General features: G+C 64.1%; 22 protein-coding genes. 13 read left to right on the forward strand and 9 right to left on the reverse strand.

Going from position 1 to position 24025, the window contains the following annotated elements; all coding sequences use genetic code 11:
- The first annotated feature begins 49 nt into the window (after nucleotides 1-49).
- The 4 genes from plsX (at nucleotide 50) to D618_RS0115955 (ending at nucleotide 2892) form a co-directional block, all read left to right on the forward strand.
- Complete coding sequence (plsX, locus tag D618_RS0115940; protein WP_017672533.1) at nucleotides 50-1120, forward strand: phosphate acyltransferase PlsX; 1071 nt, start codon at nucleotides 50-52, stop codon at nucleotides 1118-1120.
- Nucleotides 1117-2109 carry a beta-ketoacyl-ACP synthase III gene (locus D618_RS0115945; protein ID WP_017672534.1) on the forward strand — a complete coding sequence of 331 codons (993 nt, stop codon included), beginning with the start codon at nucleotides 1117-1119 and terminating at the stop codon, nucleotides 2107-2109. The genes plsX and D618_RS0115945 overlap by 4 nt, the downstream gene beginning before the upstream one ends.
- A gap of 119 nt (nucleotides 2110-2228) precedes the next feature.
- The gene (locus tag D618_RS0115950) at nucleotides 2229-2528 is read left to right on the forward strand and encodes an integration host factor subunit alpha (RefSeq protein ID WP_026091770.1); all 300 of its coding nucleotides are present in this window, start codon (nucleotides 2229-2231) and stop codon (nucleotides 2526-2528) included.
- Nucleotides 2521-2892, forward strand: a complete 372-nt coding sequence (locus tag D618_RS0115955) for a MerR family transcriptional regulator (protein ID WP_017672536.1) — start codon at nucleotides 2521-2523, stop codon at nucleotides 2890-2892. Before D618_RS0115950 ends, D618_RS0115955 begins: the two co-directional genes overlap by 8 nt.
- A 9-nt stretch (nucleotides 2893-2901) precedes the next feature.
- Here the strand turns inward: D618_RS0115955 and D618_RS0115960 are convergent, their stop codons facing one another.
- The 3 genes from D618_RS0115960 to D618_RS0115970 are packed head-to-tail and all read right to left on the reverse strand — an operon-like array spanning nucleotide 2902 to nucleotide 6922.
- A complete protein-coding gene (locus D618_RS0115960) occupies nucleotides 2902-3432 on the reverse strand; it encodes a GNAT family N-acetyltransferase (RefSeq protein WP_017672537.1) in 531 nt (176 codons plus the stop codon).
- A 5-nt stretch (nucleotides 3433-3437) separates the two neighbouring features.
- Nucleotides 3438-3983: a histidine phosphatase family protein gene (locus D618_RS0115965; protein WP_017672538.1), complete on the reverse strand. Its 546-nt coding sequence runs from the start codon at nucleotides 3981-3983 to the stop codon at nucleotides 3438-3440.
- Nucleotides 3980-6922, reverse strand: coding sequence for an ATP-dependent DNA helicase (locus D618_RS0115970; protein ID WP_017672539.1), 2943 nt, complete (start codon nucleotides 6920-6922; stop codon nucleotides 3980-3982). The genes D618_RS0115965 and D618_RS0115970 overlap by 4 nt, the downstream gene beginning before the upstream one ends.
- Before the next feature lie 41 nt (nucleotides 6923-6963).
- Here D618_RS0115970 and D618_RS0115975 point away from each other — a divergent pair, with 41 nt between their 5' ends.
- The 4 genes from D618_RS0115975 (at nucleotide 6964) to D618_RS0115990 (ending at nucleotide 10581) form a co-directional block, all read left to right on the forward strand.
- Nucleotides 6964-8547 (forward strand): lysine--tRNA ligase, encoded by a 1584-nt coding sequence (locus D618_RS0115975; protein ID WP_017672540.1) that lies wholly within the window; start codon nucleotides 6964-6966, stop codon nucleotides 8545-8547.
- 13 nt (nucleotides 8548-8560) lie between these two features.
- On the forward strand, nucleotides 8561-8962 hold the full coding sequence (locus D618_RS19170; RefSeq protein ID WP_017672541.1) for a hypothetical protein: 402 nt from the start codon (nucleotides 8561-8563) through the stop codon (nucleotides 8960-8962).
- The gene (locus D618_RS0115985; protein ID WP_017672542.1) at nucleotides 8959-9939 is read left to right on the forward strand and encodes a magnesium and cobalt transport protein CorA; all 981 of its coding nucleotides are present in this window, start codon (nucleotides 8959-8961) and stop codon (nucleotides 9937-9939) included. The genes D618_RS19170 and D618_RS0115985 overlap by 4 nt, the downstream gene beginning before the upstream one ends.
- A gap of 72 nt (nucleotides 9940-10011) precedes the next feature.
- The gene (locus D618_RS0115990) at nucleotides 10012-10581 is read left to right on the forward strand and encodes a type 1 glutamine amidotransferase domain-containing protein (RefSeq protein WP_017672543.1); all 570 of its coding nucleotides are present in this window, start codon (nucleotides 10012-10014) and stop codon (nucleotides 10579-10581) included.
- A gap of 9 nt (nucleotides 10582-10590) precedes the next feature.
- Here D618_RS0115990 and D618_RS0115995 read toward each other — a convergent pair whose 3' ends face one another.
- Nucleotides 10591-11532 (reverse strand): fatty acid desaturase family protein, encoded by a 942-nt coding sequence (locus tag D618_RS0115995; protein ID WP_017672544.1) that lies wholly within the window; start codon nucleotides 11530-11532, stop codon nucleotides 10591-10593.
- Nucleotides 11533-11707: 175 nt separating this feature from the next.
- On the opposite strand from D618_RS0115995, the gene D618_RS0116005 reads away from it, so the two are divergent.
- The 3 genes from D618_RS0116005 to D618_RS0116015 are packed head-to-tail and all read left to right on the forward strand — an operon-like array spanning nucleotide 11708 to nucleotide 13988.
- The gene (locus D618_RS0116005; RefSeq protein ID WP_152414790.1) at nucleotides 11708-12217 is read left to right on the forward strand and encodes a DOMON-like domain-containing protein; all 510 of its coding nucleotides are present in this window, start codon (nucleotides 11708-11710) and stop codon (nucleotides 12215-12217) included.
- 36 nt (nucleotides 12218-12253) lie between these two features.
- Entirely contained in the window at nucleotides 12254-13450 is a 1197-nt protein-coding gene (locus D618_RS0116010; protein ID WP_017672547.1) for a DUF1343 domain-containing protein, read from the forward strand.
- A 22-nt stretch (nucleotides 13451-13472) separates the two neighbouring features.
- Nucleotides 13473-13988, forward strand: a complete 516-nt coding sequence (locus D618_RS0116015; protein ID WP_152414791.1) for a hypothetical protein — start codon at nucleotides 13473-13475, stop codon at nucleotides 13986-13988.
- Nucleotides 13989-14324: 336 nt separating this feature from the next.
- Here the strand turns inward: D618_RS0116015 and D618_RS0116020 are convergent, their stop codons facing one another.
- The 5 genes from D618_RS0116020 to D618_RS0116040 form a co-directional block, all read right to left on the reverse strand.
- Nucleotides 14325-16829: a TonB-dependent receptor gene (locus D618_RS0116020; protein ID WP_017672549.1), complete on the reverse strand. Its 2505-nt coding sequence runs from the start codon at nucleotides 16827-16829 to the stop codon at nucleotides 14325-14327.
- 464 nt (nucleotides 16830-17293) lie between these two features.
- Nucleotides 17294-19306 carry an RNA polymerase sigma factor RpoD gene (gene rpoD, locus D618_RS0116025; protein ID WP_017672550.1) on the reverse strand — a complete coding sequence of 671 codons (2013 nt, stop codon included), beginning with the start codon at nucleotides 19304-19306 and terminating at the stop codon, nucleotides 17294-17296.
- Between the two features lie 156 nt (nucleotides 19307-19462).
- Nucleotides 19463-21358, reverse strand: a complete 1896-nt coding sequence (gene dnaG / locus D618_RS0116030) for a DNA primase (RefSeq protein WP_017672551.1) — start codon at nucleotides 21356-21358, stop codon at nucleotides 19463-19465.
- Nucleotides 21355-21711, reverse strand: a complete 357-nt coding sequence (locus D618_RS0116035) for a GIY-YIG nuclease family protein (protein ID WP_017672552.1) — start codon at nucleotides 21709-21711, stop codon at nucleotides 21355-21357. Before D618_RS0116035 ends, dnaG begins: the two co-directional genes overlap by 4 nt.
- A gap of 81 nt (nucleotides 21712-21792) precedes the next feature.
- The gene (locus D618_RS0116040; RefSeq protein WP_017672553.1) at nucleotides 21793-22251 is read right to left on the reverse strand and encodes a GatB/YqeY domain-containing protein; all 459 of its coding nucleotides are present in this window, start codon (nucleotides 22249-22251) and stop codon (nucleotides 21793-21795) included.
- A 222-nt stretch (nucleotides 22252-22473) separates the two neighbouring features.
- Between D618_RS0116040 and carA the strand changes: the two genes are divergently transcribed.
- Nucleotides 22474-23652, forward strand: a complete 1179-nt coding sequence (gene carA / locus D618_RS0116045; RefSeq protein ID WP_017672554.1) for a glutamine-hydrolyzing carbamoyl-phosphate synthase small subunit — start codon at nucleotides 22474-22476, stop codon at nucleotides 23650-23652.
- A complete protein-coding gene (locus D618_RS0116050; protein ID WP_017672555.1) occupies nucleotides 23649-24020 on the forward strand; it encodes a ribonuclease E inhibitor RraB in 372 nt (123 codons plus the stop codon). The genes carA and D618_RS0116050 overlap by 4 nt, the downstream gene beginning before the upstream one ends.
- Nucleotides 24021-24025: the final 5 nt, after the last annotated feature.

Genomic DNA, 24025 nt, shown 5'->3' on the forward strand with positions numbered 1-24025 from the left:
TTCAGATCAGACGGCCTTTGCACTTTTTCAGGGGGATTAACTGGTGCCGATGAAGCCGCGGATCGCGATTGATGCGATGGGCGGTGATGAAGGCGTGCGTGTCATGTTGGGTGGTGCGGCGGAAGCCCGCCACCGCCATGAGCGCTTTACCTTTCTGCTGGTCGGAGACGAAAAGCAGATCAAGGCAGGCCTGGACCGTCACCCCAATCTGCGCGCGGCATCCGAAATCCTGCACACCGATGAGGTGGTGCGGGGTGAGGACAAGCCGAGCCAGGCCATCCGAAAATCCAAGAACTCGTCGATGGGGCTCGCTATTCAGGCGGTCAAATCGGGCGATTGCGGTGCTGCAGTCAGCGCGGGCAATACTGGCGCTTTGATGGCGATGGCCAAGCTGGCGCTGCGCACGATGCCCGGCATCGATCGGCCCGCACTGGCCGCACTTCTTCCCACGCTCGAAGAAACCGATCTGGTGATGCTCGACCTGGGCGCCAACACCGAATGCGATGCGCGCAACCTCGTGCAATTCGCGGTGATGGGCGCGGTCTATTCGCAGATCATCTTCGGCTTTGAAAAGCCCCGCACGCGCCTGCTCAACATCGGGACCGAGGATTCCAAGGGCACCGATGCGCTGCGCGATGCCGCTGCCGCCCTGCGCGCAGCAACGCATCTGCCGATGGATTTCCAGGGCTTTACCGAGGCTGACAAGATTTCGCGCGGCGATGTCGATGTCGTCGTGACCGACGGCTTTTCGGGAAATATCGCGCTCAAGGCGCTCGAAGGCACTGCGCGCTTCGTCACCGATCTGCTCAAGCGCAGCTTCCAGTCCTCGCTGCGGTCCAAGATCGGCTTCCTGATCTCGCGCCCGGCGACCGACCTGCTGCGCCACCATCTCGACCCCAACAACCACAATGGCGCGGTTTTCCTTGGTCTCAACGGCGTGGTCGTCAAAAGCCATGGCTCGGCCAGCATCAAGGGCGTCGCCAACGCGGTGGAAGTCGCCGCGCGGCTGGTGGAAGACAATATCACCCAGCGCATCGGCGATGTGCTGAAGGACTTCGACACCAGTGCGATTGCCAGTAACGGCGTTGCCTCCAATGGATCGGGCGAATCACCCAAATGAGCGATCACCTTCCGGTAGCGCGCAGTGTCATTCTGGGCACGGGTTCGGCTCTGCCTGCCCGCCGCGTCTCCAATGCCGAACTGTCTGAAACCGTCGATACCTCGGATGAATGGATCACCGAGCGCACCGGCATCAAGTTTCGCCACATCGCCGGGCCTGATGAGACGACCTCGACACTGGCCACCGATGCTGCGCGCGCTGCGCTCGACGCTGCGGGCCTGACCGGTGGCGATATCGACCTGATCGTGCTGGCAACGGCGACGCCCGACAACACCTTTCCGGCCACGGCCACCAAGGTACAGGCAGCCATCGGCATGACCGGCGGCATCGCCTTCGATGTTGCGGCGGTATGCTCGGGCTTTCTTTATGCCTTGAGCGTGGCCGACAGCATGCTGCGCACCGGCATGGCCAAGCGCGCGCTGGTCATTGGCGCAGAGACCTTCACGCGCATTCTCGACTGGGAAGATCGCGGCACCTGCGTGCTGTTCGGTGATGGCGCGGGCGCGGTGGTGCTGGGGCTGGAGACTGCGCAACCGGACGACGACGCTCCGCGCGGCATCCTGGCGACGCAGCTGCATGCCGATGGCCGTCATCACGACCTGCTCTATGTCGATGGCGGTCCGTCGACCACCGGAACGGTCGGCAAGGTGCGGATGAAGGGGCGCGAAGTGTTCCGCCACGCGGTCGTCAACCTGGCTGAAGTGATGGAACAGGTGATGGTGCCGCTGGGCCTGACCAGTGCCGATATCGACTGGGTCGTGCCGCATCAGGCGAATGCCCGCATCCTCGATGCGACCGCGCGCAAGCTGGGGCTGCCGCCTGAAAAGGTGGTGATTACCGTCGACCAGCACGCCAACACATCGGCTGCATCGGTGCCGCTGGCTCTGGATACCGCCGTCCGCGATGGCAGGATCAAGCGCGGCGACCTTTTGGTGCTCGAGGCCATGGGTGGTGGCCTGACCTGGGGTGCGGCGGTCGTCCGTTATTAACATCGCGCGATTTTACGCGCCAATACGCTCTTTTAGCACTGTTTTTGCCTTGGCGGCATTTGCCATCGCCCCGCTAATCGGCTAGTTTTACCCTCATAGCGGGGTTAGGAGACGTCGGGATGCGTTCGGTAGGCACTTTGACACGGGCAGATTTGGCCGACACGATCAACAACCAGGTTGGTCTGTCGCGTGCAGATGCAGCTGAAATGGTGGAATCGGTTCTCAACCACATGACCGATGCGCTGGAGCGCGGCGAGAACGTGAAAATCTCGGGCTTCGGCACCTTCCTGCTCCGCGACAAGGGCGAACGAGTCGGCCGCAACCCCAAGACCGGGGTCGAGGTGCCGATCACCCCGCGCCGTGTCCTCACCTTCCGCGCCAGCCAGATCATGAAGGAAAGGATCATGGCGGGTGACTGATCCAACCGTCTCCGCCAAGGCCGAGGGCGCGATGCGCACCATCGGCGAGGTTTCGGCGGAGCTTGGCGTCAAGCCGCATATCCTGCGCTATTGGGAGGCGCAGTTCGACACGATCACCCCGCTCAAGCGCGCCGGAGGGCGTCGCTATTACCGCGCGGAAGACGTCGAGACGCTGCGCACCATCAACCGCCTGCTCAACCAGGAGGGCTTTACCGTGCGCGGCGCGCGCCAGCTTCTGGCAAGCAAGACTGGGCCTGCTGTAGTTGAAACCCCCAAAGCGCCGGTGCAGCCAACGCCGCCGCTGGATGTCGCCGCGCTGCGTGCCATCCGCGATCGGCTTGCTGCGGCGCTCGAAGCGGCCTGATCCCCGGACTTACAGCGCCTTACGCAAAATCCAGTCGGTAAACGGCACATTGCCGGTCATGAACTGCTGCTGCCCCACCTGTTCAAATCCGAACCGGGCGTAGAAACGCTGTGCAGCAACGTTGATCGTGTAGACGCACAGGTACAGTGATGGCGCACCGCGCGCGCGGGCCTCATCGATCACCGCCTCCATCAATCGCTGGCCCAGCCCGGCGCCTTGCCATCCGGAGAGTGCATAGATGCGCTTGAGCTCCAGCGCGTCGGCATCGGGGGTGATGTCCAGCTCGGGCGGGCACAGCATCGCATAGGCAATCGGTGCGCCGAGCGGGGTTTCGATCAGCCACAAGGCATAGTCGGGCTGCTCCAGCCAGGCGGCATAGCGCGCGACGCCGTGCTCGATCGTGCAATGATCGACCAGAGCCTCGCCCGGATGGTCGCTGGCAAATGCGGTGAGGAACGTGGCTGAACCCAGCAGCGCCAGCTTGGGCGCATCCTCTGGCCCGGCGCGGCGCAGGATCGTCTCGGGTAACGCCGCGGTCATCGGGCTCAATCGTCGTCCTGCGGCCCCAGATCGGGGTCCAGATCGCGCGGGCGGATCAGCTCCACCAGCGTCGCCGTGTTGTTGTCGAGCTGTTCCCATCGGTCGATCGCGACGTCGAGCGTGGCCAGCGCGGCGGTGGGGAATTTCTCTTCCACCACATCGCGCAACGGGCTGGAGCCATCGTCGGGAACGAGGTCGAACACCAGATCTTCCAGCCCCGGATTGTGCCCCACCATCAGCACATGGTTCGCGCTGTCGGGCATGCCGCGCAGCACGTCGATCAGCGTGACCGACGAGGCGAGGTAAATGCGGCGGTCCCAATCGGGGTTGAGCGTGTGGCCAAACGCGGCCTCGAAATGATCGATCGTCTCGGTGACGCGCACCGCAGGCGAAGCGACGACCGCGTCGAACGCCATCGCCTTTTCCGCTGCATACAGGCCCATCGCCTTGGCGCCGCGCATGCCGCGGGCGTTGAGGGGGCGGTCGAAGTCGCGCAATGATCGGTCCAGCCAGTCCGATTTGGCATGCCGCAGCAAGGTCAGCCTCTTCATCGTCCCTCTCCCCCGGACCCCGCAACGGGATCGATTCGCACGGTGTCGTTACGCGGCGCAGAAACGCCAGTTTGCACCGCTTGTAAAGCTTCGGAAAGGGTCACCCGTCGCACCGGCGTGCCAGCCGGAAAGGCGCTGAGCAGGCGCGAGGGGAAGGCCGAGGACAGCATCACGAAGCGCCCGCGATCATCGGCGCGGCGGATCAGCCGCCCGAATGCCTGCGCCAGCCGCGCGCGGATGATCATGTCGTCATATTGCGTGCCGCCGCCCGCCGCGCGCCGGGCGCGGTGCAATATGCTGGGCTTGGGCCAGGGCACGCCTTCCATGATCACCAGCCGCAGCGAATCGCCCGGAACGTCGACGCCATCGCGCAAGCTGTCGGTGCCGAGCAGCGAGGCGCGCGGATCGTCGCGGAAAATATCGACCAGCGTCCCGGTCTCCATCGGGTCGACATGCTGCGCGTAGAGCGGCAGCCCCGATTGCGCGAGCCGGTCGGCGATGCGGCCATGGACGCTGCGCAGCCGCCGGATCGCGGTGAACAGCCCCAGAGCGCCGCCGCCCGCCGCCTCGATCAGCCGCCCGTAGGCGCCTGCGAGCCCCGCCATGTCGCCGCGCTTGACGTCAGTGACGATCAGCACCTCGGCCTGGTTGGCATAGTCGAACGGGCTGCGCGCCTCGAACAGTTCAGGCGGCTTGTCGAGATGGATCGCACCGCTGCGCGTCAGGGCAGGGGCCCAGTCCGCACCCGCCTTGAGCGTGGCGGAGGTGACCAGCACGCCGTGCGCGGGCTTGATCACCGCTTCGGCGAGCGGCTTGCCCGGGTCGAGCCAGCGGCGGTGCAGCCCCATGTCGTATTCGCGCCCCTCGACCCGGTCGAGCGCCAGCCAGTCGACGAAATCGGGGTCGGTCGGCCCGCCGATCCGGCCCAGCAGCGCTGCCCAGGCGGCGAGCAGGTCGATCCGCCAGCCAAGCGACGCCAGCGCGCCCTCGATCCGCGCACGCGCCGGACCATCGAGCCAGTCGGGACCATCCTCGATCAGCGCCTCCAGCCGCCGCCCCAACGCCACCAGCGGCCCGTGCAGCGCATCGATCGCGCGTGCGGCATCAAGCGCCGCGCCGATCAGCGGGCCGTCGAGTTCGGCCAGCTCGGTCTCGAGCCCATAGCCGGCATCCTCTGCGCCGCTCTCGTCGCGCGCGTAGACCGTGCCCCGGATCGCGGCGAGCAGCTGCTCGATCTCGCCCGAGGGTGCGCCTTCGCGGATGCGCGCCAGCCAGCCTTCGCCCGGCAGCGCTTCGGCCGCGATCCGCGCCGCCTCGATCGCACGGCCGCCCAGTTCGTCATACGAGGCAACGTCGGACAGGCGCGCGGCGAGCCCGCGCCGGCGTCCGCGCGACTTGCCCTCCGGCCCCATGATCCAGCGGCGCATCTCGACCGTTTCCTGGCCGGTCAGCGCGACCGCGAACATCGAATCGGCGGCATCGTGCAGATGATGGCCCTCGTCGAAGATGATCCGCGTCGGCCGGCCCTGCTGTTCGCGCGCACGCGCCGCATTGACCATCACCAGAGCGTGGTTGGCGATGACGAGATCGGCATTCTGGCTCGACCGCGTGGCGTGCTCGATGAAGCATTTGCGATAGTGCGGGCAGCCGGCATAGACGCACTCGCCGCGCCGGTCGGTGAGCGCGGTGACTCCTGCGCGCCGGAACAATGTGGTCAGCCAGCCGGGCAGATCGCCGCCAATCATGTCGCCATCGCGGCTATAGGCGGCCCAGCGCGCGACCAGCTGCGCGAGCACCGCCGCACGGTTCTGGAAGCCGCCCTGCAGCGCGTCCTCCAGATTGAGCAGGCAAAGGTAATTCTCGCGCCCCTTGCGGATGACGACGCGTTTGCGGAACGTGGCCTCGTTGCCGTAGATGCGCTCGGTCTCGCGCGACAGCTGGCGTTGCAGCGCCTTGGTATAGGTGGAAATCCACACCGTGCCGCCGGCACCGTGCGCCCAGAGCGAGGCCGGGGCGAGATAGCCCAAAGTCTTGCCGATGCCGGTGCCGGCTTCTGCCAGCAGCATGTGCGGCTCTGCGGTCTGGCCCGGCGCGCGATCGCGCGGTGCAAAGATGTGGCTGGCGGTGCGCGCAAACTGGCGCTGGCCCTCGCGCCGCTCTGCGCCTGCGCCGGTCAGCGCCTCGAGCTGCGCTTCGGCCTCGTCCTCGGCGAGGGTGATCTGGCGAGGCTGGGCGCGCGGCGGCTGCTCTTCCCATTCGGGCAGCTTCGAAAACAGCCAGCGTTCGGCCTTTTCAGGCTGCTTGAGGTGCTTTGCGGCAACGCCCGCCCAGGGCCAGCGCAGCTTGGCGAGCGCCTGGAGCGACGACCACGCGCCTTCGCGCTGCGGCCATTCGGTGCTTTCCAGCGTCGCGACAAGCGCTTGCGCGGCGGCGTGGAGGAGGGCGGGGATGGCGGAATCGGGCAATCCCTGATCACCGCCATTTTCCGGTCCCCCGCGAAGGCGGGGGGCCATCTCCGAAGGGTTGCGGATGGAGCGGTCGGCACTTTGGCCGGAGCGATTTGCGTCTGCAGGTTTTGCATCCCCACCCGCCCACAGACCCGAAAGCTCAGGTGATGGGCCCCCGCCTTCGCGGGGGAACGTGCTGGTGGCGTGGTCGGGGAGAGCGAGGCCCAAAGCCCGCGCCAGCCCCATCGGCGTTGGCACCATGAACTGTGCCGGATGGACGAACGCGAACATCTCGAGCAGGTCGAGCCCGGACAGCTCGGGATAGCCCAGCCGCTGGGCCAACAGCGGCGCGTTGAGCATGATCAGCGGAGTCTCGGCCGCGCGGCCGATCGCATCGCCCTTGGAGATGCGCACGGCAGGCTCGCCGGGACGCGCGAACCAGATCGCGCTATGGCTTGCATGCAGGGCTGGAAAGTTTAGGGAAGCGGTCATTGCGCCTCTTATGGCGGCATCGGAACGAAAAGGAAACACACGTGAGCGCGTATCGCGAGGCAGCAATGCGATCCAAGGCCTGGCCCTTCGAGGAGGCCCGCAAGCTGCTGAAACGCTATCCCGGCGGCAAGCCCGAGGCGCAAGGCCCGATGCTGTTCGAAACCGGATACGGCCCCTCGGGCCTGCCGCATATCGGCACGTTCCAGGAGGTGTTCCGCACCACGCTCGTGCGCCGCGCGTACGAGACGCTCACCGGTGGCGCACCGACGCGGCTGGTGGCGTTCAGCGACGACATGGACGGCCTGCGCAAGGTGCCCGACAACGTGCCCAATCCGGACATGCTGCGCACGCATCTGGGCAAGCCGCTGACGCAGATCCCCGATCCGTTCGACAAGTTCGAAAGCTTCGCGCACCACAACAACGCGATGCTGCGCGCGTTCCTCGACCAGTTCGGCTTTGATTACGAGTTCGTCTCCTCGACCGAGCGTTACCAAAGCGGTGCCTTCGACGAGGCGCTGCGCGGCGTGCTGCGCAACTATCAGGCGATCCTCGACATCATGCTGCCGACGCTGCGTGCCGAACGCGCCGCGACCTATTCGCCGGTGATGCCGATCAGCGCGAAGTCGGGTGTGGTGCTGCAGGTGCCGGTGGAGGTGGTCGATGCCGAAGCGGGAATCGTGCGCTTCGTCGACGAGGGCGAGACCATCGAGCAGTCGATCCTGGGCGGCGGCGCCAAGCTGCAGTGGAAGGTCGACTGGGCGATGCGCTGGGTGGCGCTGGGCGTCGATTACGAGATGTACGGCAAGGACCTGACCGACAGCGGCGTGCAGTCGGGCAAGATCGCGCGCGTGCTGGGCGGACAGAAGCCCGAAGGCATGATCTACGAGATGTTCCTCGACGAAAAGGGCGAGAAGATCTCGAAGTCCAAGGGCAATGGCCTCTCGATCGACGAGTGGCTGCGCTATGGCAGCGAGAACAGCCTGGCGTTCTACATCTTCCGTGAGCCCAAGGCCGCCAAGCAGCTGAGCCTGGCCGTGGTGCCGCGCGCGGTGGACGAATATTTCCAGTTCCGCGACAACTGGCACGCGCAGGACGCCGACAAGCGGCTGGGCAACCCTGCGCACCATATCCATGCCGGTGCAGTCCCCGAAGGCAGCCCGCCGGTGACGTTCGGGCTGCTGCTCAACGTCGTCAGCCTGCCGGGGATGGACGACAAGGACCTCGTCTGGGGCTTCGTGCAGAAATATGCGCCGGGCGTGTCGCCCGAAACGCATCCCGAGCTTGACGGGTTGATCGCCAATGCGGTGAACTATGGTCGTGACTTCATCGCGCCGACGCTCAAGCGCCGCGCGCCGGTCGGCACCGAGGTTGCAGCGCTCAAGACGCTGGATACCGAGCTGGCCGCGCTGGGAGACGACGCGACCGCCGAGGACATCCAGAACATCGTCTACGCCATCGGCAAGGACGAGGCCTATGGTTTCGGCAACTTGCGCGACTGGTTCAAGGCTCTGTACGAGACGCTGCTGGGTTCCGAACAGGGCCCGCGCATGGGCAGCTTCATCGCGTTGTATGGCATCGCCAACACGCGCAAGCTGATCGCAGAGGCGCTGGCCTCGGTTGCCTGAGGGGAGAGACGACATGAAGGCCATTGTTGCGGGCATGGCGCTGTGTGCGCTGACCATCGGATCACCTTCATGCGCCCAACCGCTGCTGACCGGTGCCAACCGCCCGGTCATGCTCAAGGCCGATGATGGGCTGGACCCCTGCGCGCTGGGTGCGATCACCGGCGCGGGCGAGGGCGCGATCATGGTGTTCCCAAGCAACACCACCGATCCCGATGCGATCGATTTCATGTCCGATGGCGAGCAGGTCTGGCTGTGTGACGGCGATGAGGGCAGCGACATGATCGGCATCGTCTACAGCCGCGATCCCGATGTCGATTGCGGCGTCGGATCGCCGGTCAGCGCAGATCGCCCCTATGCCGGACCATGCAAGACCGGCTGGGTCAAGGCGCAATGGGTGCAGGTCATCGCTGGATGACCGTCATTGCCGCGCGCCTGTATCGCGATGGCAAGAAGGTGGCCGATGTCGATCTGGCGCAGCCATTGCCGTCACTCGACGACCCGGCGGCGCTTTTGTGGATTGGCCTGCACGAACCGACAGCGGACGAGCTGGAACCGATCGAGACCCAGCTGGGGCTGCATCCGCTGGCGGTGGAAGACGCGCTCGACCGGCGGCACCTGCCCAAGATCGAGCCTTATGGCGAGCATCTGTTTGCCGTCGCGCGGACCGTGCATCTCGATGAAAGCGACAGCAACACCGCGATCACCTATGGCAACACCGCCGTTTTCATGGGGCGACAGTTCATCGTCACCGTGCGGCATGGGTCATTGCGCGATCACAGCCCGGTGCGCCAGCAGCTCGAGGCGACACCGCAGTTGTTGGCGCGTGGCGTCGATTTCGTGCTGCACGCGATCCTCGATTTCATCGTCGATGGCTATCTTGATGTCATCGACGCGCTGGAGGACCGCGTGCTGGCGATGGAAGACCGCGCGCTCGACGCGTTTCTGGACCGCGAGCAGACCGCGCAGCTGTTCTCGCTGCGCCGCGACCTGTTCCGGCTGCAACGCGTGCTGGGGCCAATGCAGGACGTCGCCAGCCGCTGCCTGCATCTCGAACTGCCGCAGATCGACCACGACATGCAGCCGTATTTCCGCGACCTGCACGATCATGTCCGCCGCGCCGATTACCGCGTCGCCGGTCTGCGCGATACGCTGACATCGGTGATCGAAACGAGTGGCCTGCTCGAGCAGCAGCGCCAGGGCGTGATTACCCGGCAGCTTGCCGCCTGGGCCGCGATCCTGGCGGTGCCGACGGCCATTGCGGGGATCTACGGGATGAACTTCAAGTTCATGCCCGAGTTGGAATGGCGTTATGGCTATTTCGCGGTGGTTGGCATCATGGCGGCGGTCTGCGTGACGCTTTACGCCCGGTTCAAATGGGCGAAGTGGTTGTAGCGCGACCCGATGGAACGAACCGGCACTGGGGGTCGTAAGGCATATATCCCCCCCAATGACGGAGAATTCCCCATGACACTTCCCGACCTGACTGGCCGCCGCATCTGCATTCTGGCAACGCACGGCTTCGAACAATCCGAGCTGATCCAGCCGCGCGACGACCTGAAGGGCGCAGGCGCCACAGTGACCATTGTTTCACCCGAAAGCGGCGAAATCCGTGGCTGGAAGGGTGACGACTGGGGTCAGAGCGTTTCGGTCGACGCGCCGCTCGATGGCGCGAAGGCGGAAGATTTCGACGCATTGGTGTTGCCGGGCGGCCAGATCAACCCCGATCTGCTGCGCGTCGACGAGACTGCAATGGCGCTGATCACATCCTTCGCGGATGCCGGAAAGCCGATCGCCGCCGTGTGCCACGCCCCCTGGCTGCTGATCGAGGCGGGCCTGGTCGAGGGCAAGACGCTGACCTGCTACAATTCGATCCGTACCGATCTGAAGAACGCCGGTGCGAACTATGTCGACCAGGAAGTGGCCGTGGACGGCAACCTGATCACCAGCCGCAACCCGGATGATCTGCCCGCATTCGGCGAGGCAATCGCCAAGATGGTCAGCGAGATGGCCGACGCGCGTTCCGAAACTGTCTGATGTGACCGGTTATGCGGCGGGTTTGACAACCTGCCGCATAACCTGCGCATAGCCGCGCGCGATGGTCATGCGGTGTGAATGGCCCGCGTCGATCAGCAATGTGTGGGCGCGGGGCAGGTTGTAGCAGGGCACGCCCATGAACAGGTGATGCTCGCTGTGGAAGTTCACCCAATAGGGCGCGACCGTGGCGCGCTCCAGCCAGTTCGCGTACGTTGTCCGCGCGTGGGTGAACGGATCGTCGCACCCCGTCGCGGTGCAGGCATGCTCGGCGATGTTGCGGATGCGCAGATACAGCTGGAACGTCGTCGCGAGCGCGATCAGCCACGCCAGATAGGGCAGCGCCCCTAGGCCGGTGGCGAAGGACAGCGCGAGCAGCACGAACTGCGCTGCGATGAAGCGCAACACGACCTTGCCGACAAACAGATTCTGTTCCTTCGCGCCGGGACCGAAACCCTTGAGCGCCATCGCCAGCTGCGCGCCGCGCTGCTTGAGGAACGTCTGGCCGGTGAGGTCGCGAACCACCTTGCGCATCAGGCTGGCGCGTGTGGTGGGGAAGGGCGCGGACAACGACAGATCGGGGTCTTCGGGCTGCTGCGTGTAGCGGTGGTGCGTCAGGTGATAGGTGCGATAGGCGTGCAGATCGGTGCCCATCGGCACCCCGGTGATCCATTGCCCGACCCAGTTGTTGACCGCGCGATTGGGGTGCAGCAGGCCATGCGCGCCTTCGTGCATCAGGATGGCAAGCCCAAGCTGCCGCCCGCCGATCAGCACGATCGCGATTGCCCATGCCCACCATGTGCCGAGATACGCCGCACCCCAGGCGAGTGCGACAATCACCGCCCAGCCATGCGCGACCAACGCCAGACCTTTCCACTTCGACACTGTCGTGAGTTCGCGAAAACGATCGCGGCCAAAGATTTGTGTCGGGTTGGCGGCCTTGACCAGTGCCATGAGGCGGGCTCTCCTGTTGCGTTTCTGCTTTACGCTTGCGTCAGTCTAACAGGCTTGGGGGAGTCACGCAAACGCCGCCATGACGGGCCGGTTCCAGCCAAAGGTTGCTTGACCAAATCGCTTGAATTCCAGCCGATTGCGCGCGACAGTTGAGGTCATGCCGCACCACGATCTCATGCCCCACCCAGACTTTCCGCCGCCCGATGGCGTCGCCGTGTCGGCCGAATGGGCGATGGAGAGCCACCGGTTGGCGATCGATTACCGTGTCATCGATCCGCACCGTGCGATCCTCTGGCCCACTGCTGCATCGGGGCGTACCGATAGTCTGTGGCAGCACAGCTGTTTCGAGGCGTTCATGGCCTCTGGCCGACCCTCCACCTATGCCGAGTTCAACCTTGCCCCGTCGGGCGCATGGGCGGCGTATGCGTTTGATGACTATCGCGCCGGGATGCGCGAGCTTGCGCTGGCCGCGTCGCCGCTGGTCGCGCACTCAAGCCCCGGCCAATGGCGCGCGACGCTCGATCTGATGGGGCTGGACGACCTCATCGGCCCCGCACCCTGGCGGCTTGCGATCACCGCGGTGATCGAGGCGAAGGACTGCAGCAAGAGCTATTGGTCGCTCGCGCATCCGGCGGGCCAGCCCGATTTTCACCACGCGGATTGTTTTGCGGCGCGGCTGGGGTAAAGAACCAGCACCCTTTTCGGCAGCGCGAGTTTGCATATGCTCTTCGGTATCGATCGTCTTCTGGCAGAGCCTGATCTGCGCAAGCCCTTGGCCGGCAAGCGCGTCGCGCTGGTCGCGCACCCTGCTTCGGTGACGGCTGATCTCACCCACTCGCTCGACGCGCTGGCCGCGCTCGACGATGTAACGCTCACCGCAGCGTTCGGGCCGCAGCATGGCCTGCGCGGCGACAAGCAGGACAATATGGTCGAAAGCCCGGATTTTACCGATCCGGTGCATGGTATCCCCGTGTTCAGCCTTTATGGCGAGGTTCGCCGCCCGACGGGGCAGATGATGAGCACCTTCGATGTCGTGCTGATCGACCTGCAGGATCTGGGCTGCCGCATCTACACCTTCGTCACCACGTTGCTCTACATGCTCGAGGCGGCGGCGAAGGAGGGCAAGTCGGTGTGGGTGCTCGATCGCCCCAACCCCGCCGGACGCCCGGTCGAGGGCTTGATCCTGCGCGAAGGCTGGGAAAGCTTCGTTGGCGCTGGTCCCATGCCGATGCGCCACGGCATGACCCTGGGCGAGATGGGGCACTGGTTCATCCAGCATTACGGGCTCGACGTCGATTACCGGGTGATCCAGATGCAGGGTTGGCAGCCGGATGCCGCGCCCGGCTTCGGCTGGCCGGAAAGCCGCGTCTGGATCAACCCCAGCCCCAATGCGCCCAACGTCAACATGGCGCGCGCCTATGCCGGCACCGTGATGCTGGAAGGCACGACCTTGAGCGAGGGCAGGGGGACGACGCGCCCGCTCGAGATCTTCGGCGCGCCCGATATCGACGCGCGCGCCGTCATCGCGAAGATGCGCGAGATTGCGCCGCACTGGCTCACCGGCTGCGCCCTGTGCGAGATCTGGTTCGAGCCGACCTTCCACAAGCATGTTGGCAAGCTGTGCCACGGCGTCCACATCCATGCCGAAGGCGCGTTCTACGACCACGCCGCGTTCCGCCCGTGGCGCGTTCAGGCACTCGCCTTCAAGGCGATCCGCACTCTCTACCCAAACTATCCGCTCTGGCGAGATTTTCCCTACGAGTACGAACTCGGCAAGCTGGCTATCGACGTGATCAACGGCGGACCGGCGCTGCGCGAATGGGTGGATGATGCATCGGCGGTTCCGGAAGACCTTGATGCGCTGACCCAGCCCGACGAAGCGGCTTGGGATTCGGTGCGCGGGCTGCGGCTGTATTAACGCGCACTGCCACGCGGAGAGGGTGACGCCTCGCGGTTTTGGCCAACGCTGTACGCGGGAATGCGAAGGCTGCGCTTACCGCATTTTTACCAACTCCGGCTACACCGTTCGCATGGATGCCAACTACAGAGTCGACGTCGATCCGGTGCGCAATGTCGTCCGGCATTACCTTGCCGGGTTCTTTGAGCCGGCAGATGTCGAGCGCTATGTGGCCGCGCGAAATGCCGCCCATCAGCGGCTGACCTGCGCTCCCAATCAGCATGTCACGCTGGTCGATGTGCGCGATATGAAGATCCAGCAGCAGGATATCGTCAAGACCTTCACCGCAGTGATGGCCGATCCGCGCTACCATTCGCGAAAACTGGCGTTCGTGGTCGCGTTGTCGCTGGCGCGGATGCAACTGCTGCGTGCATCCGCCAACCGCAGCGCGCAGTATTTCTCCAGCATCGAAGAGGCCGAAGCTTGGCTTTTGGCTGATGAAGACTGCGAAGGCAGCGGTCCCGCAGTTTCAGACGAGCGCAGCAAACGCGTGGCCTGATCTCAGCGCACGACACCAAATCCTCGCTCACTTTCTGGCCGACCACACCTGTAGCGCGTCAGTTGCCTATACCAGTCCCGCACCGCCGTCACGGTTGCAGAGCGGGGGCTGACCCACGTCTTCATGATGCGGGCTCCACACCATTTCGGCACAAGCGGGCCACGCGCCCATCGCGCTGGGATGACCGTGTCGTCGGCATGAAAAAAGGCGGGAGAATTGAGACAGAGCGGATGGATGCCATCCTCTCCCGTCCATTCTCCCGCCCTGCGGTGCGACCATTGCCCCCCGGCCAGTGGTCGCATCGCCAACGCAAGCAGCAGGCGCTGCCTTGCGCCGTCAGAAATCGAAGCGGAACGAGGCCGAAATGGTCCGTCCGTTGATCGCCCGGGCAAAGCCGACGCCATTCGCCGGTACGCTTGCCTGGTTCACTTCGAAAATTCCCAGCGTGTTGAACACGTTGTTGGCGTTGACTTGCAGGCTGCCGCCATTGAACAGCTTGATCTGGCCGAACAGGTCGACCGTGGTGAAACCAGGCATGACCAGCAGGTTCGAATCCTGCGAAAAGCTCTTGGTCACGCCAACGATGCTGGCACCAATCACGGCTCGGCCCAGATCCACCGAGGGCGTGACAAAGTAGGTCCAGTCAGGCTGATGGCGCGGTTCCTTGCCGGTCAGCGCAGGGTTGAGAAGATCGGCAGTGATCTTGGCCTTGGTATAGGTCGCCCCGATCATCAGGCTGAACGGGCCTTTTTGTACCCCCCCTTCCATCTCGACGCCGGTCGCGCGATAGGTACGGTCGGTGCGGTTCGCAGCGCCGTTGATCACATTATGGTCTGCTGCCGTCACGCGGAAGGCGGTCGCGTTGAACGTCAAGCCATCGTTGCGGAACTTGAAGCCGCCTTCGAGCTGCTTGACGTCATCCTGCTTGTCGCGCGTGCTGCGGATCGAGCCATCGGCATTGTTGATCAGCGGCGTGAACAGCACCTTGTCGGCATTGGCGCGTGCGCCCTTGCTGTAGCGTGCAAACAGCGACACCGGCTCTGCTACGCGATAGTTGATCCCGGCCGAATAGCTGAGATAGCCGTAATTGTAGTTGACCGGAGCCGATTGGGTGAAGGGCAGGAACGCCACCCGTCGTTCAGCAGGGTTGATCAGGCCATCGGAGTTGATGTCCTGCGTGATCAGGCCGACGCTGCCATTGTTGAGATCCGCGCCAACCAGCGAACCGCGGACCCGGCCGGTGTCATAGCGCAGACTGCCGCCAATGGCGATCTTGCCGAAATGATAGTTCACCGATCCATAAGGTGCGAACACCTTGTAGTTCACGTCAAACGCCCGGCGGAACAGGCTGGAGGCGCGGGCAAAGGCGAAATAGCCGTTCAGCGTCTGTGGCTGACCTGCGGCATTGAAGATGTCGACCTGGGCGGTTCCGTTGTTGCCATTGGCGTCGATATTCATCGCCGTGTGCAGCCAGGTGGTGTTGAGATCCTGGGTCGCGAGATAAGCGCCCACCGTGGTGGTCAGCTTGCCGCCGGGCAACTCCCACACCTTGGAGGCACGGACATCGTTGGTGAAATTGTCGAGCGAGCGTGCGCGTACGAACGAGAAGAAGTAGAGCGACAGCAGGCCATTGCCGTTGATCAGCCCATTGGGGTCGATCAGCTGGCCCGCCAGCGGTCCGCTGGCATAACGCGCTGTTGCACCAACACCGCCTTGTCCTGCTGCAAATGCCGACACGGTGTTGGCCGTGTTGGGGAAGCCGCGGCTGAAGTCGCCGCCATTGGCAGCATAGCGCATCCGTTCGGTAATCGTCCAACCGGCGACGTCGAACTGGGCTTCCACGCCGATCGACTTGGATTCGGCGCTCTGGCCGGTGGCGACCGGGAACGCTGCGGGCTGGTTGTTCTGATCCAGCGTGATCACCGGGCCCAGGAACGACGACAGGATGGTGTCGTTGCGCAGGTCGAAGCCCGGAAAACTGCGAATGATCGGATCGGCATTGGTGCCGGTGATGTTGGCGAAATAGGGTGCAAAGACCGGTGAGCGATCGTCGAGATATTTGAGGTACAGCCGGACATAGCCGTTCTCGAATTCGCGTGTGATGTTGGCCTTGATCTGGCCGCCCTTCCAGCCATCAAAGCCGTTGTTGCGCGGACCTTCGCCCTGGCGGTAGAATCCACCGATCTGGAAGCGGGTGTTCTCGCCCAGTTTTGCACCATAGGTGAAGTCGACACGCTTGGTGTCAAAGTCGACCCCGGTGGTGAGCTGCATGGATCCACCCTCAACCTCGCCAGTGCGCGACAGGATGTTGATCACGCCGCCCGGCGAATTTGACGCAAAGGTCGACGCCGAGCCCCCACGGATCGTCTCGATCGCGTTCACGGTCAGGTCGTTGCGCAGATAGACATCGGCTCCGACGTTGAACAGATCGGCAAATTCGAGCAGCGGCAGGCCGTCTTCCTGAATCTGCATGTACTTCGAACCACCGGCAGCCAGTGGCAATCCGCGCACGGTGAAGTTGTTGTTGCCTTCACCGATGCTGACAGCCACGCGCAGGCCGGCCATGGTGCGCAGCACCTCGCCAATGGGGCGCGGGCCAAGGATGGTGATGTCACCGCCGCGCAGCGCGCTGGTCGACGTTGCACTGTCGAGCCGGTCACGGCCCTTGGCGACGCCAGTGGAGAATACCTCGACCGGCGGCTTGGCGGTCTGATCTGCGCCCTGCGTGTCAGCCTCTGCCTCGGCAGTCGCCTCGGTGCTGTTTGCAGCGGCGGTTTCCGCCCAGGCTGGCGTCGAAAGCGCCAGATACGAAGTTACAAGAAAAAATGCCGTCTTGGCCATGGTAAGTCTTCCCCTCAAGTGACCGCGCCCCCCTGACTCCATCGCCGTGTGACGGAGCAGCATGCTGAGCGGCTAGGGAATGACTATGTTCTAATAGTAAAGTTTTAGTTTAACCGTTCCGTTAGCCATGTTTGTTTATGCGATGGCAAGTTCCGGCCTGTCGGTAATCTATCATTTCCGGCTGAAAAGCGTCATTTTACAGGGCTGGCAGACGCAATTTTACGCGCCGGCTATCACGCAGGCGACGATCGCAGCTGATCTGTTGGGTAAATGTTTGCCAGGCGGATAGGGCGCGCGCGAAAGCGAAGCTAGCCTATCTGCCTGAAAACTTTGCTACCTGCCTGCTGTCCAGCCCAGAGCATTGGGCCGCGCAACGCATGCCGCAACGACCCGGAATCCATGGGCGTGCGGCAATCAGCGGGAGGGTCAGTGCGTGCCGACCATCCCGCGGCACCGGGTCCGCCTCACTGGTCGAGAAACGACCGCATCTTGCGCGACCGACTCGGATGCTTGAGCTTGCGCAGCGCCTTGGCCTCGATCTGGCGGATACGTTCGCGCGTCACCGAGAATTGCTGGCCGACCTCTTCGAGCGTGTGGTCGGTGTTCATGCCGATGCCGAAGCGCATGCGCAGCACGCGCTCTTCGCGCGGGGTGAGCGATGCCAGCACGCGGGTGACCGTTTCCTTGAGGTTCGCCTGGATCGCGGCGTCCACCGGGATGATCGCGTTCTTGTCCTCGATGAAATCGCCCAGGTGCGAATCTTCCTCGTCGCCAATCGGCGTTTCGAGGCTGATCGGTTCCTTGGCGATCTTCATCACCTTGCGGACCTTTTCGAGCGGCATCGACAGGCGCTCGGCCATCTCTTCCGGCGTCGGTTCGCGGCCCTGTTCGTGCAGGAACTGGCGGCTGGTGCGCACCAGCTTGTTGATCGTCTCGATCATGTGCACCGGGATGCGGATGGTGCGCGCCTGATCGGCGATCGACCGGGTGATCGCCTGACGAATCCACCACGTTGCGTAGGTGCTGAACTTGTAGCCGCGACGATACTCGAACTTGTCCACCGCCTTCATCAGGCCGATATTGCCTTCCTGAATGAGATCCAGGAACTGAAGGCCGCGGTTTGTGTATTTCTTGGCGATCGAAATCACGAGACGCAGGTTGGCCTCGACCATTTCCTTCTTGGCGATGCGTGCTTCGCGCTCGCCCTTCTGCACCATGTTGACGATGCGGCGGAACTCACCCAGCGACATGCCGGTGGCAGCTGCGATGTCCGAGATTTCGGAGCGGATGCGGTCGACGGCGGCGGCTTCGTTCGATGCGAATGCGGCCCATTTCTTGTCGATTCCCGCCATGGCTTCGAGCCAGGCCTCGTCCATCTCGTGACCGACATAGCGGTCGAGGAAATCCTTGCGCGGCACCTTGTGACGCTCGGCCAGGCGCAGCATCTGGCCGCCCAGGGCGGTCAGGCGGCGGTTGAACGAATAGAGCTGGTCGACCAGATATTCGATCTTGTTCGCATGGAACTGCACCGACTCGACCTCGGCGGTGAGTTCCTCGCGCAGCTTGTGATAGCTCTTTTCCTTGGCCGACGGGAAATCGTCGCCAATGCTGAGCGCGTTCAGGCGATCGCGCTGGATCTTCTCGAACTTGCGGAACAGCGAGGTGATCAGCGCGAACTTCTCGAGCGCGGCAGGCTTCAGCTGCGCTTCCATCTGCGCGAGGCTGAGGGTGTTGTCCTCTTCCTCGTCGTCATCGGGACGACGCGTCCGGCGCTCGGTCAGATCGTCTTCGTCGTCGTTCGACTCGGCGACCTCTTCGACCTCGTCTTCTTCCTTGAAGCTGGGTCCTGCGGTCTTTTCGCTGATCTCGCCATCGTCCTCGCCGTCCTCGGACAGGCTTTCGGGCGCGGGCTCCTTCGAAAGCATCGCGTCGAGATCGAGGATCTCGCGCAGCTGCATTTCGCCGTCGTTGAGCGCGGTCGACCATTCGATGATTGCGTGGAAGGTGATCGGGCTTTCGCACAGGCCCAGGATCATCGTGTCGCGGCCGGCCTCGATGCGCTTGGCGATCGCGATTTCGCCTTCGCGGCTGAGCAGCTCGACCGCACCCATCTCGCGCAGGTACATGCGCACCGGGTCATCGGTGCGGTCCATCGTCTCCTTCTTCTTTTCAGGAGAGATGTTGAGCTGTTCCGAACCGTCGTCGGGCGTGTCGTCGTCGGCGGCAGGCTGTTCCTCGCCGCCTTCCTCGTCGTTCTCGACGATGTTGACGCCCATTTCGGAGATCGCGGACATCACGTCCTCGATCTGCTCGGACGACATCTGGTCCTGCGGCAGCGCCTCGTTCAGCTCGTCATAGGTAATGTAACCGCGCTTCTTGGCGCGCGAGAGCAGCTTCTTGACCGAGGCTTCGTTCAGATCGATCAGCGGTGCATCGGTGCTGTCGGCCTTGCTGTCTTTCGGTGCCTTGCTTGCCAATTTACGTACTTCCTGTCACCTGTGTCGCCGCCGCCCGCGTCCTGGCTGCGGAGAAAAACCGTTTTATCAAGCCGCATGGGGCCCGTTCAAATCTGTTGCGTGCCCGGCCTGATCCGGCGTGCGAGGGACTGTCTGGCGGACACCATGGGCCGCTTATCAGCTTCGCTCCGTCAATTCTATCAGGCGCTGGTCAAACGCTTCCTTTCTTGCCCTTAGCTGCTGCTGCTCCAAAAACAAACCGTCTTGCATGTCATTTTCGAAACGACGGGTCACATCCTGCAACGCCGCCTCCAGCCGGGGGCGGGTGGTCATCACCTCGATGGCCTCGGCAAAGTCATCTGCAATCCGGGACTCGCGCTGTTCATCAACAGGCTGAGCCGGTTTGGTGCAAAAGGAAAACGGGGGTTTTTCGCCCATTTTCAGCCTGTCCACCGCGTCTGCCAGCCGCTTGCCTTGCAATATGGTCATCAGCCCCGGCGTATCAAGAGCGTCCGGTGCGGCCAGATGCGCTGCATCGAGCATCGCATCGAGCAGATCGGCCCAGCGGTCTGCCAGGGAAACGAATTCGCTCAATGTCTCCGAATGGCGCAGGATCAGCGCCGGTCGCAGCAGCAGCCCGGTGAGAACGCCCCGCACGATCAAGTCGCTCATCGGCTGACGGCTGAACGCGCGCAGTTCCTCGCTGGGGGGAACAGGCTCGTCGCGGCGCGGCCACGGTTTTCCCGATCCGCGTTGCTGCGGACGGGCAGGGCCGGGGAAGCCTGTACCACCGTTTGCATTGGGGCGGCCCCGCGCGGCAAAGAACATGTCGGAAAACCGCTCGCCGATCTCGCGCCGGTACAGGGCCTTGATGTCGCCATCGGCAATCGTGTCGGCATGCGCGTTCAGCCGGGCCTTCAGCCCTGCGCGCGATTCCGGGCTGGTCAGCGGCGCGGCATTGAGCTCGTGCGTCCAGAGGTGGTCGAGCAGCCCGGTGGCCTGATCGATGCACGATGTGAACGCTTGCGGGCCGGACGCGCGCACCAGATCGTCGGGGTCCTGCCCGGCGGGTAGCGATACGAAGCCCAGCGACAGCCCGGGCTTGAGCAGCGGCAGCGCACGCGCAGCGGCGCGCATCGCCGCCTTTTGTCCGGCATTGTCGCCATCGAAGCACAGCAAGGGCCGGTCGACCATCTTCCACAGCCGCTCGATCTGGTGTTCGGTAAGCGCGGTACCCAGCGGCGCGACGCACTCGCCAAAGCCCGCCTGCGCCAGCGCGATGACATCCATATAGCCTTCGACCACGACGATGCGGCCCGTCTGGCGCGACGCGGGGGCGGCAAGGTGCAAGTTGTAGAGCGTGCGGCCCTTGTCGAACAAGGGCGTGTCGGGCGAGTTCAGATATTTGGGCTCGCCCTGGCCCAGAATGCGGCCGCCGAACGCGATGACGCGCCCGCGCGGATCGCGGATGGGGATCATCACGCGGCCGCGGAAGCGGTCGTACGGCGCCTTGTCGTCGACCTTGATCAGCAGCCCGGCCTCGATCAGCAGGTCCTCGTCGATCCTGGCGAGCGCAGACTTCATGCCGTTGCGGCTGTCAGGCGCAAAGCCGATGCCGAACCGCTCGATCGTTTCTGCGGTGAACCCCCGGTTCTTCAGGTACGCGCGCGCCTCCTGACCTGCCGCGCTATTGAGCTGCGCGACGAACCAGTCCTGCGCCGCCTGGCAGACATCGTGCAGCGACGCGCGCTCCTCGGCCTGCCTCGCCGCGCGCGGATCGGGCGCGGGAACGCTCATCCCGGCTTCGGAGGCGAGCTCCTTGACCGCGTCCATGAAGCCCAGGCCCTGGTGATCGGTCATGAACCGGATCGCATCACCATGCGCGCCGCAGCCGAAGCAATGATAAAAGCCCTTGTCGTCGTTGATCGTGAAGCTGGGGGTCTTCTCGTTGTGGAACGGGCAGCACGCCTTGAACTCGCGCCCCGCACGCTGCACCTTCACGTGCCGCCCGATGAGCGTCGACAGCGTGATGCGCGAACGCAATTCGTCCAGCCATTGCGGGGAGAGAGTCATTTTCGCACTTCGCCCTTTGGCATAGAGGGATTACCCCCTCCTCCGTCTGTCCCGAGCGAAGTCGAGGGACGTTCGTGGGGCGGTCGCGCAAACAGACTGACCATCTCCCAATCCCCATTGATCAGACCGATTTTCTTGGCGCGCGACCACGACTTGATCTGATGCTCGACCTCCAACGCATTGTCGCGCGTTTGATACCAATCGCTCCAGACGAGTTCCACTGGCCGCCTTCGCGAAGTGAAATCGCAAAACCCGCCATATTGATGCTCGCCCATCCTGCGTTCCAGGTCATCTGTGTGTCCGGTGTAGAACCGGCCATCTGCGCATTTCAGGATGTAGACCCAGAACGCCATGACTTTGGTCTCGATGGTTGCGCATACGTCCCTCGACTTCGCTCGGGACAGACGGGAGGGGGGGAGGCGGAGCTGACGGACTCAGGACCCCGCCAGCGCTTCCTTCACCCAGCCGCTGGCCTTGCTCATGTCGATTTCGCTCGCGTGGCGCGCCTTTACCTCGGCCATGACCTTGCCCATGTCCTTGAGGCTGGATGCGCCGGTTTGCGCGACCACGGCGGCGATCGCAGCCTTGGCGGCGGCTTCATCGAGCTGCGCGGGGAGGAACTCCTCGATGATCGCCACTTCGGATGCCTCGATCGCGGCGAGCTCTGCGCGGCCGCCCTGCTCGTACATGGCAATCGATTCGCGGCGCTGCTTGATCATCTTCTGCAGCACTTCGGTGACCATCGCATCGTCATCCGCCGGCGCCGATGCCGTGCGCAGTTCGATGTCGCGGTCCTTGATCTTGGCCAGAATCAGGCGAACCGCCGCCGTGCGCGGCTTGTCTCCGGCTTTCATTGCCGCAACCTGCGCAGCCTTAAGCGAATCGCGAATCATGCGAACGCATCCTTTCCCCGATGAATTTTGGAACAAGTTACCAACCTAGCCGGATAAAAATGTTTTTCATAGATTGACCGTGCAAGCCTGCCCCGCCTAGTGACCCGCCAATTTGGCCGCGCGTCGGCAGGGGGTGTGAACGGGGCTTTGGCCTTGCCCGAACCTGCCATAATCTGCGGCCCGGCTCATTTGCGACTCAACGCACGACAAGGAAAACGATCCATGGCGCACGCCACCACCTCCGCTCAACCCCAAGGCGCGACCGGTTTGCTGCTTCTGGCCGATGGCACGGCGATCTGGGGCAGGGGCTTTGGCGCCGCAGGGGCCAAGGCGGGCGAGGTGTGCTTCAACACATCGATCACCGGCTATCAGGAAATCCTGACCGACCCGAGCTATGCCGGGCAGATCATCACCTTCACCTTTCCGCATATCGGCAATGTCGGCGCGAACCCGGAAGACATCGAGGCGGACGTGCCCCAGGCTCTGGGCTGCATCGTGCGTGAGGACGTCACCAACCCCAGCAGCTTCCGCTCGGCGCAGCATTTCACGCAGTGGCTGGAAGCGAACGGCCAGATCGGCATTTCAGGCATCGACACCCGCGCGCTGACGCGCCGCATCCGCGAGGCGGGCGCCCCCAATGCGGTGATCGCGCATGCCCCCGACGGGGTGTTCGACATGCCCGCTCTGCTCGCGCAGGCCAAGAGCTGGGCCGGGCTCGAGGGCATGGACCTGGCGATCGAGGTTACCGGTGCCGACACCCGCGACTGGCAGGGCGGCATCTGGACCTTGGGCCAGGGCTATGCGGGCAATGGCGAGGGCGAGCGGCCGCATGTCGTCGCGATCGATTACGGCGCCAAGCACAATATCTTCCGCTCGCTGGTGCAGGCCGGCGCGAAGGTGACCGTGGTGCCCGCGCAAACCCCGCTCGACGCGATCCTCGCGCTGGAGCCGGCAGGCGTGTTCCTCTCGAACGGCCCGGGCGATCCGGCGGCGACCGGAGCCTATGCCGTTCCCGTCATCCAGGGCCTGCTCGAGCGCGATGTTCCGATCTTCGGCATCTGCCTTGGCCACCAGCTGCTGGGCCTGGCCGCTGGCGCGCGCACGACCAAGATGCACCAGGGCCATCGCGGCGCGAACCATCCGGTCAAGCGCCTTGAAACGGGTGTGGTCGAGATCACCAGCATGAACCACGGCTTCGCGGTCGATGCCGCGACGCTCCCCGCCAATGTCGTCGAAACCCATGTCTCGCTGTTCGACGGCAGCAACTGCGGCATCGCCTTCACCGACAAGAACGCGTTCGGCGTGCAGTACCACCCGGAAGCGTCGCCGGGCCCGCAGGACAGCTTCTACCTGTTCGAGAAATTCGTCAGCGGCCTCAAGGCATCGGAACACGCAGCATGAGCATGAAACTCCCCAAGGTCGATCCTGCGCGCATGGAGCAGGAATGGGCGGCCGATCAGGACGTGCTGCGCAATCTGGCTGAGAACGGCGACCGGGCCGAGATCAAGCGCGCGGTCGATGTGAGCTTTCGCGGGTCCGAAGAAAATCTCGAGCGGTTGTCAGAAGGCGCGAAGACCTTCGGGCTGGTCGAGCTCGACCGCGAGGACGATGCCGAGGGCGGCGAGCCGTATCTGTTCTTCGAGCGGTTCCAGGCGGTCGATGCGCAGTCGATCAAGGATCTGACGCGCATCTGCCTGCAGATCGAAATGATATTCGATGTCGAATATGACGGCTGGGGCTGCGAAGCCCAGGTCGGCACGGTGCATTGATAATG

Origin of the sequence: Blastomonas sp. AAP53 (genome assembly GCF_000331245.1) — a bacterium.
GTDB lineage: Bacteria > Pseudomonadota > Alphaproteobacteria > Sphingomonadales > Sphingomonadaceae > Blastomonas.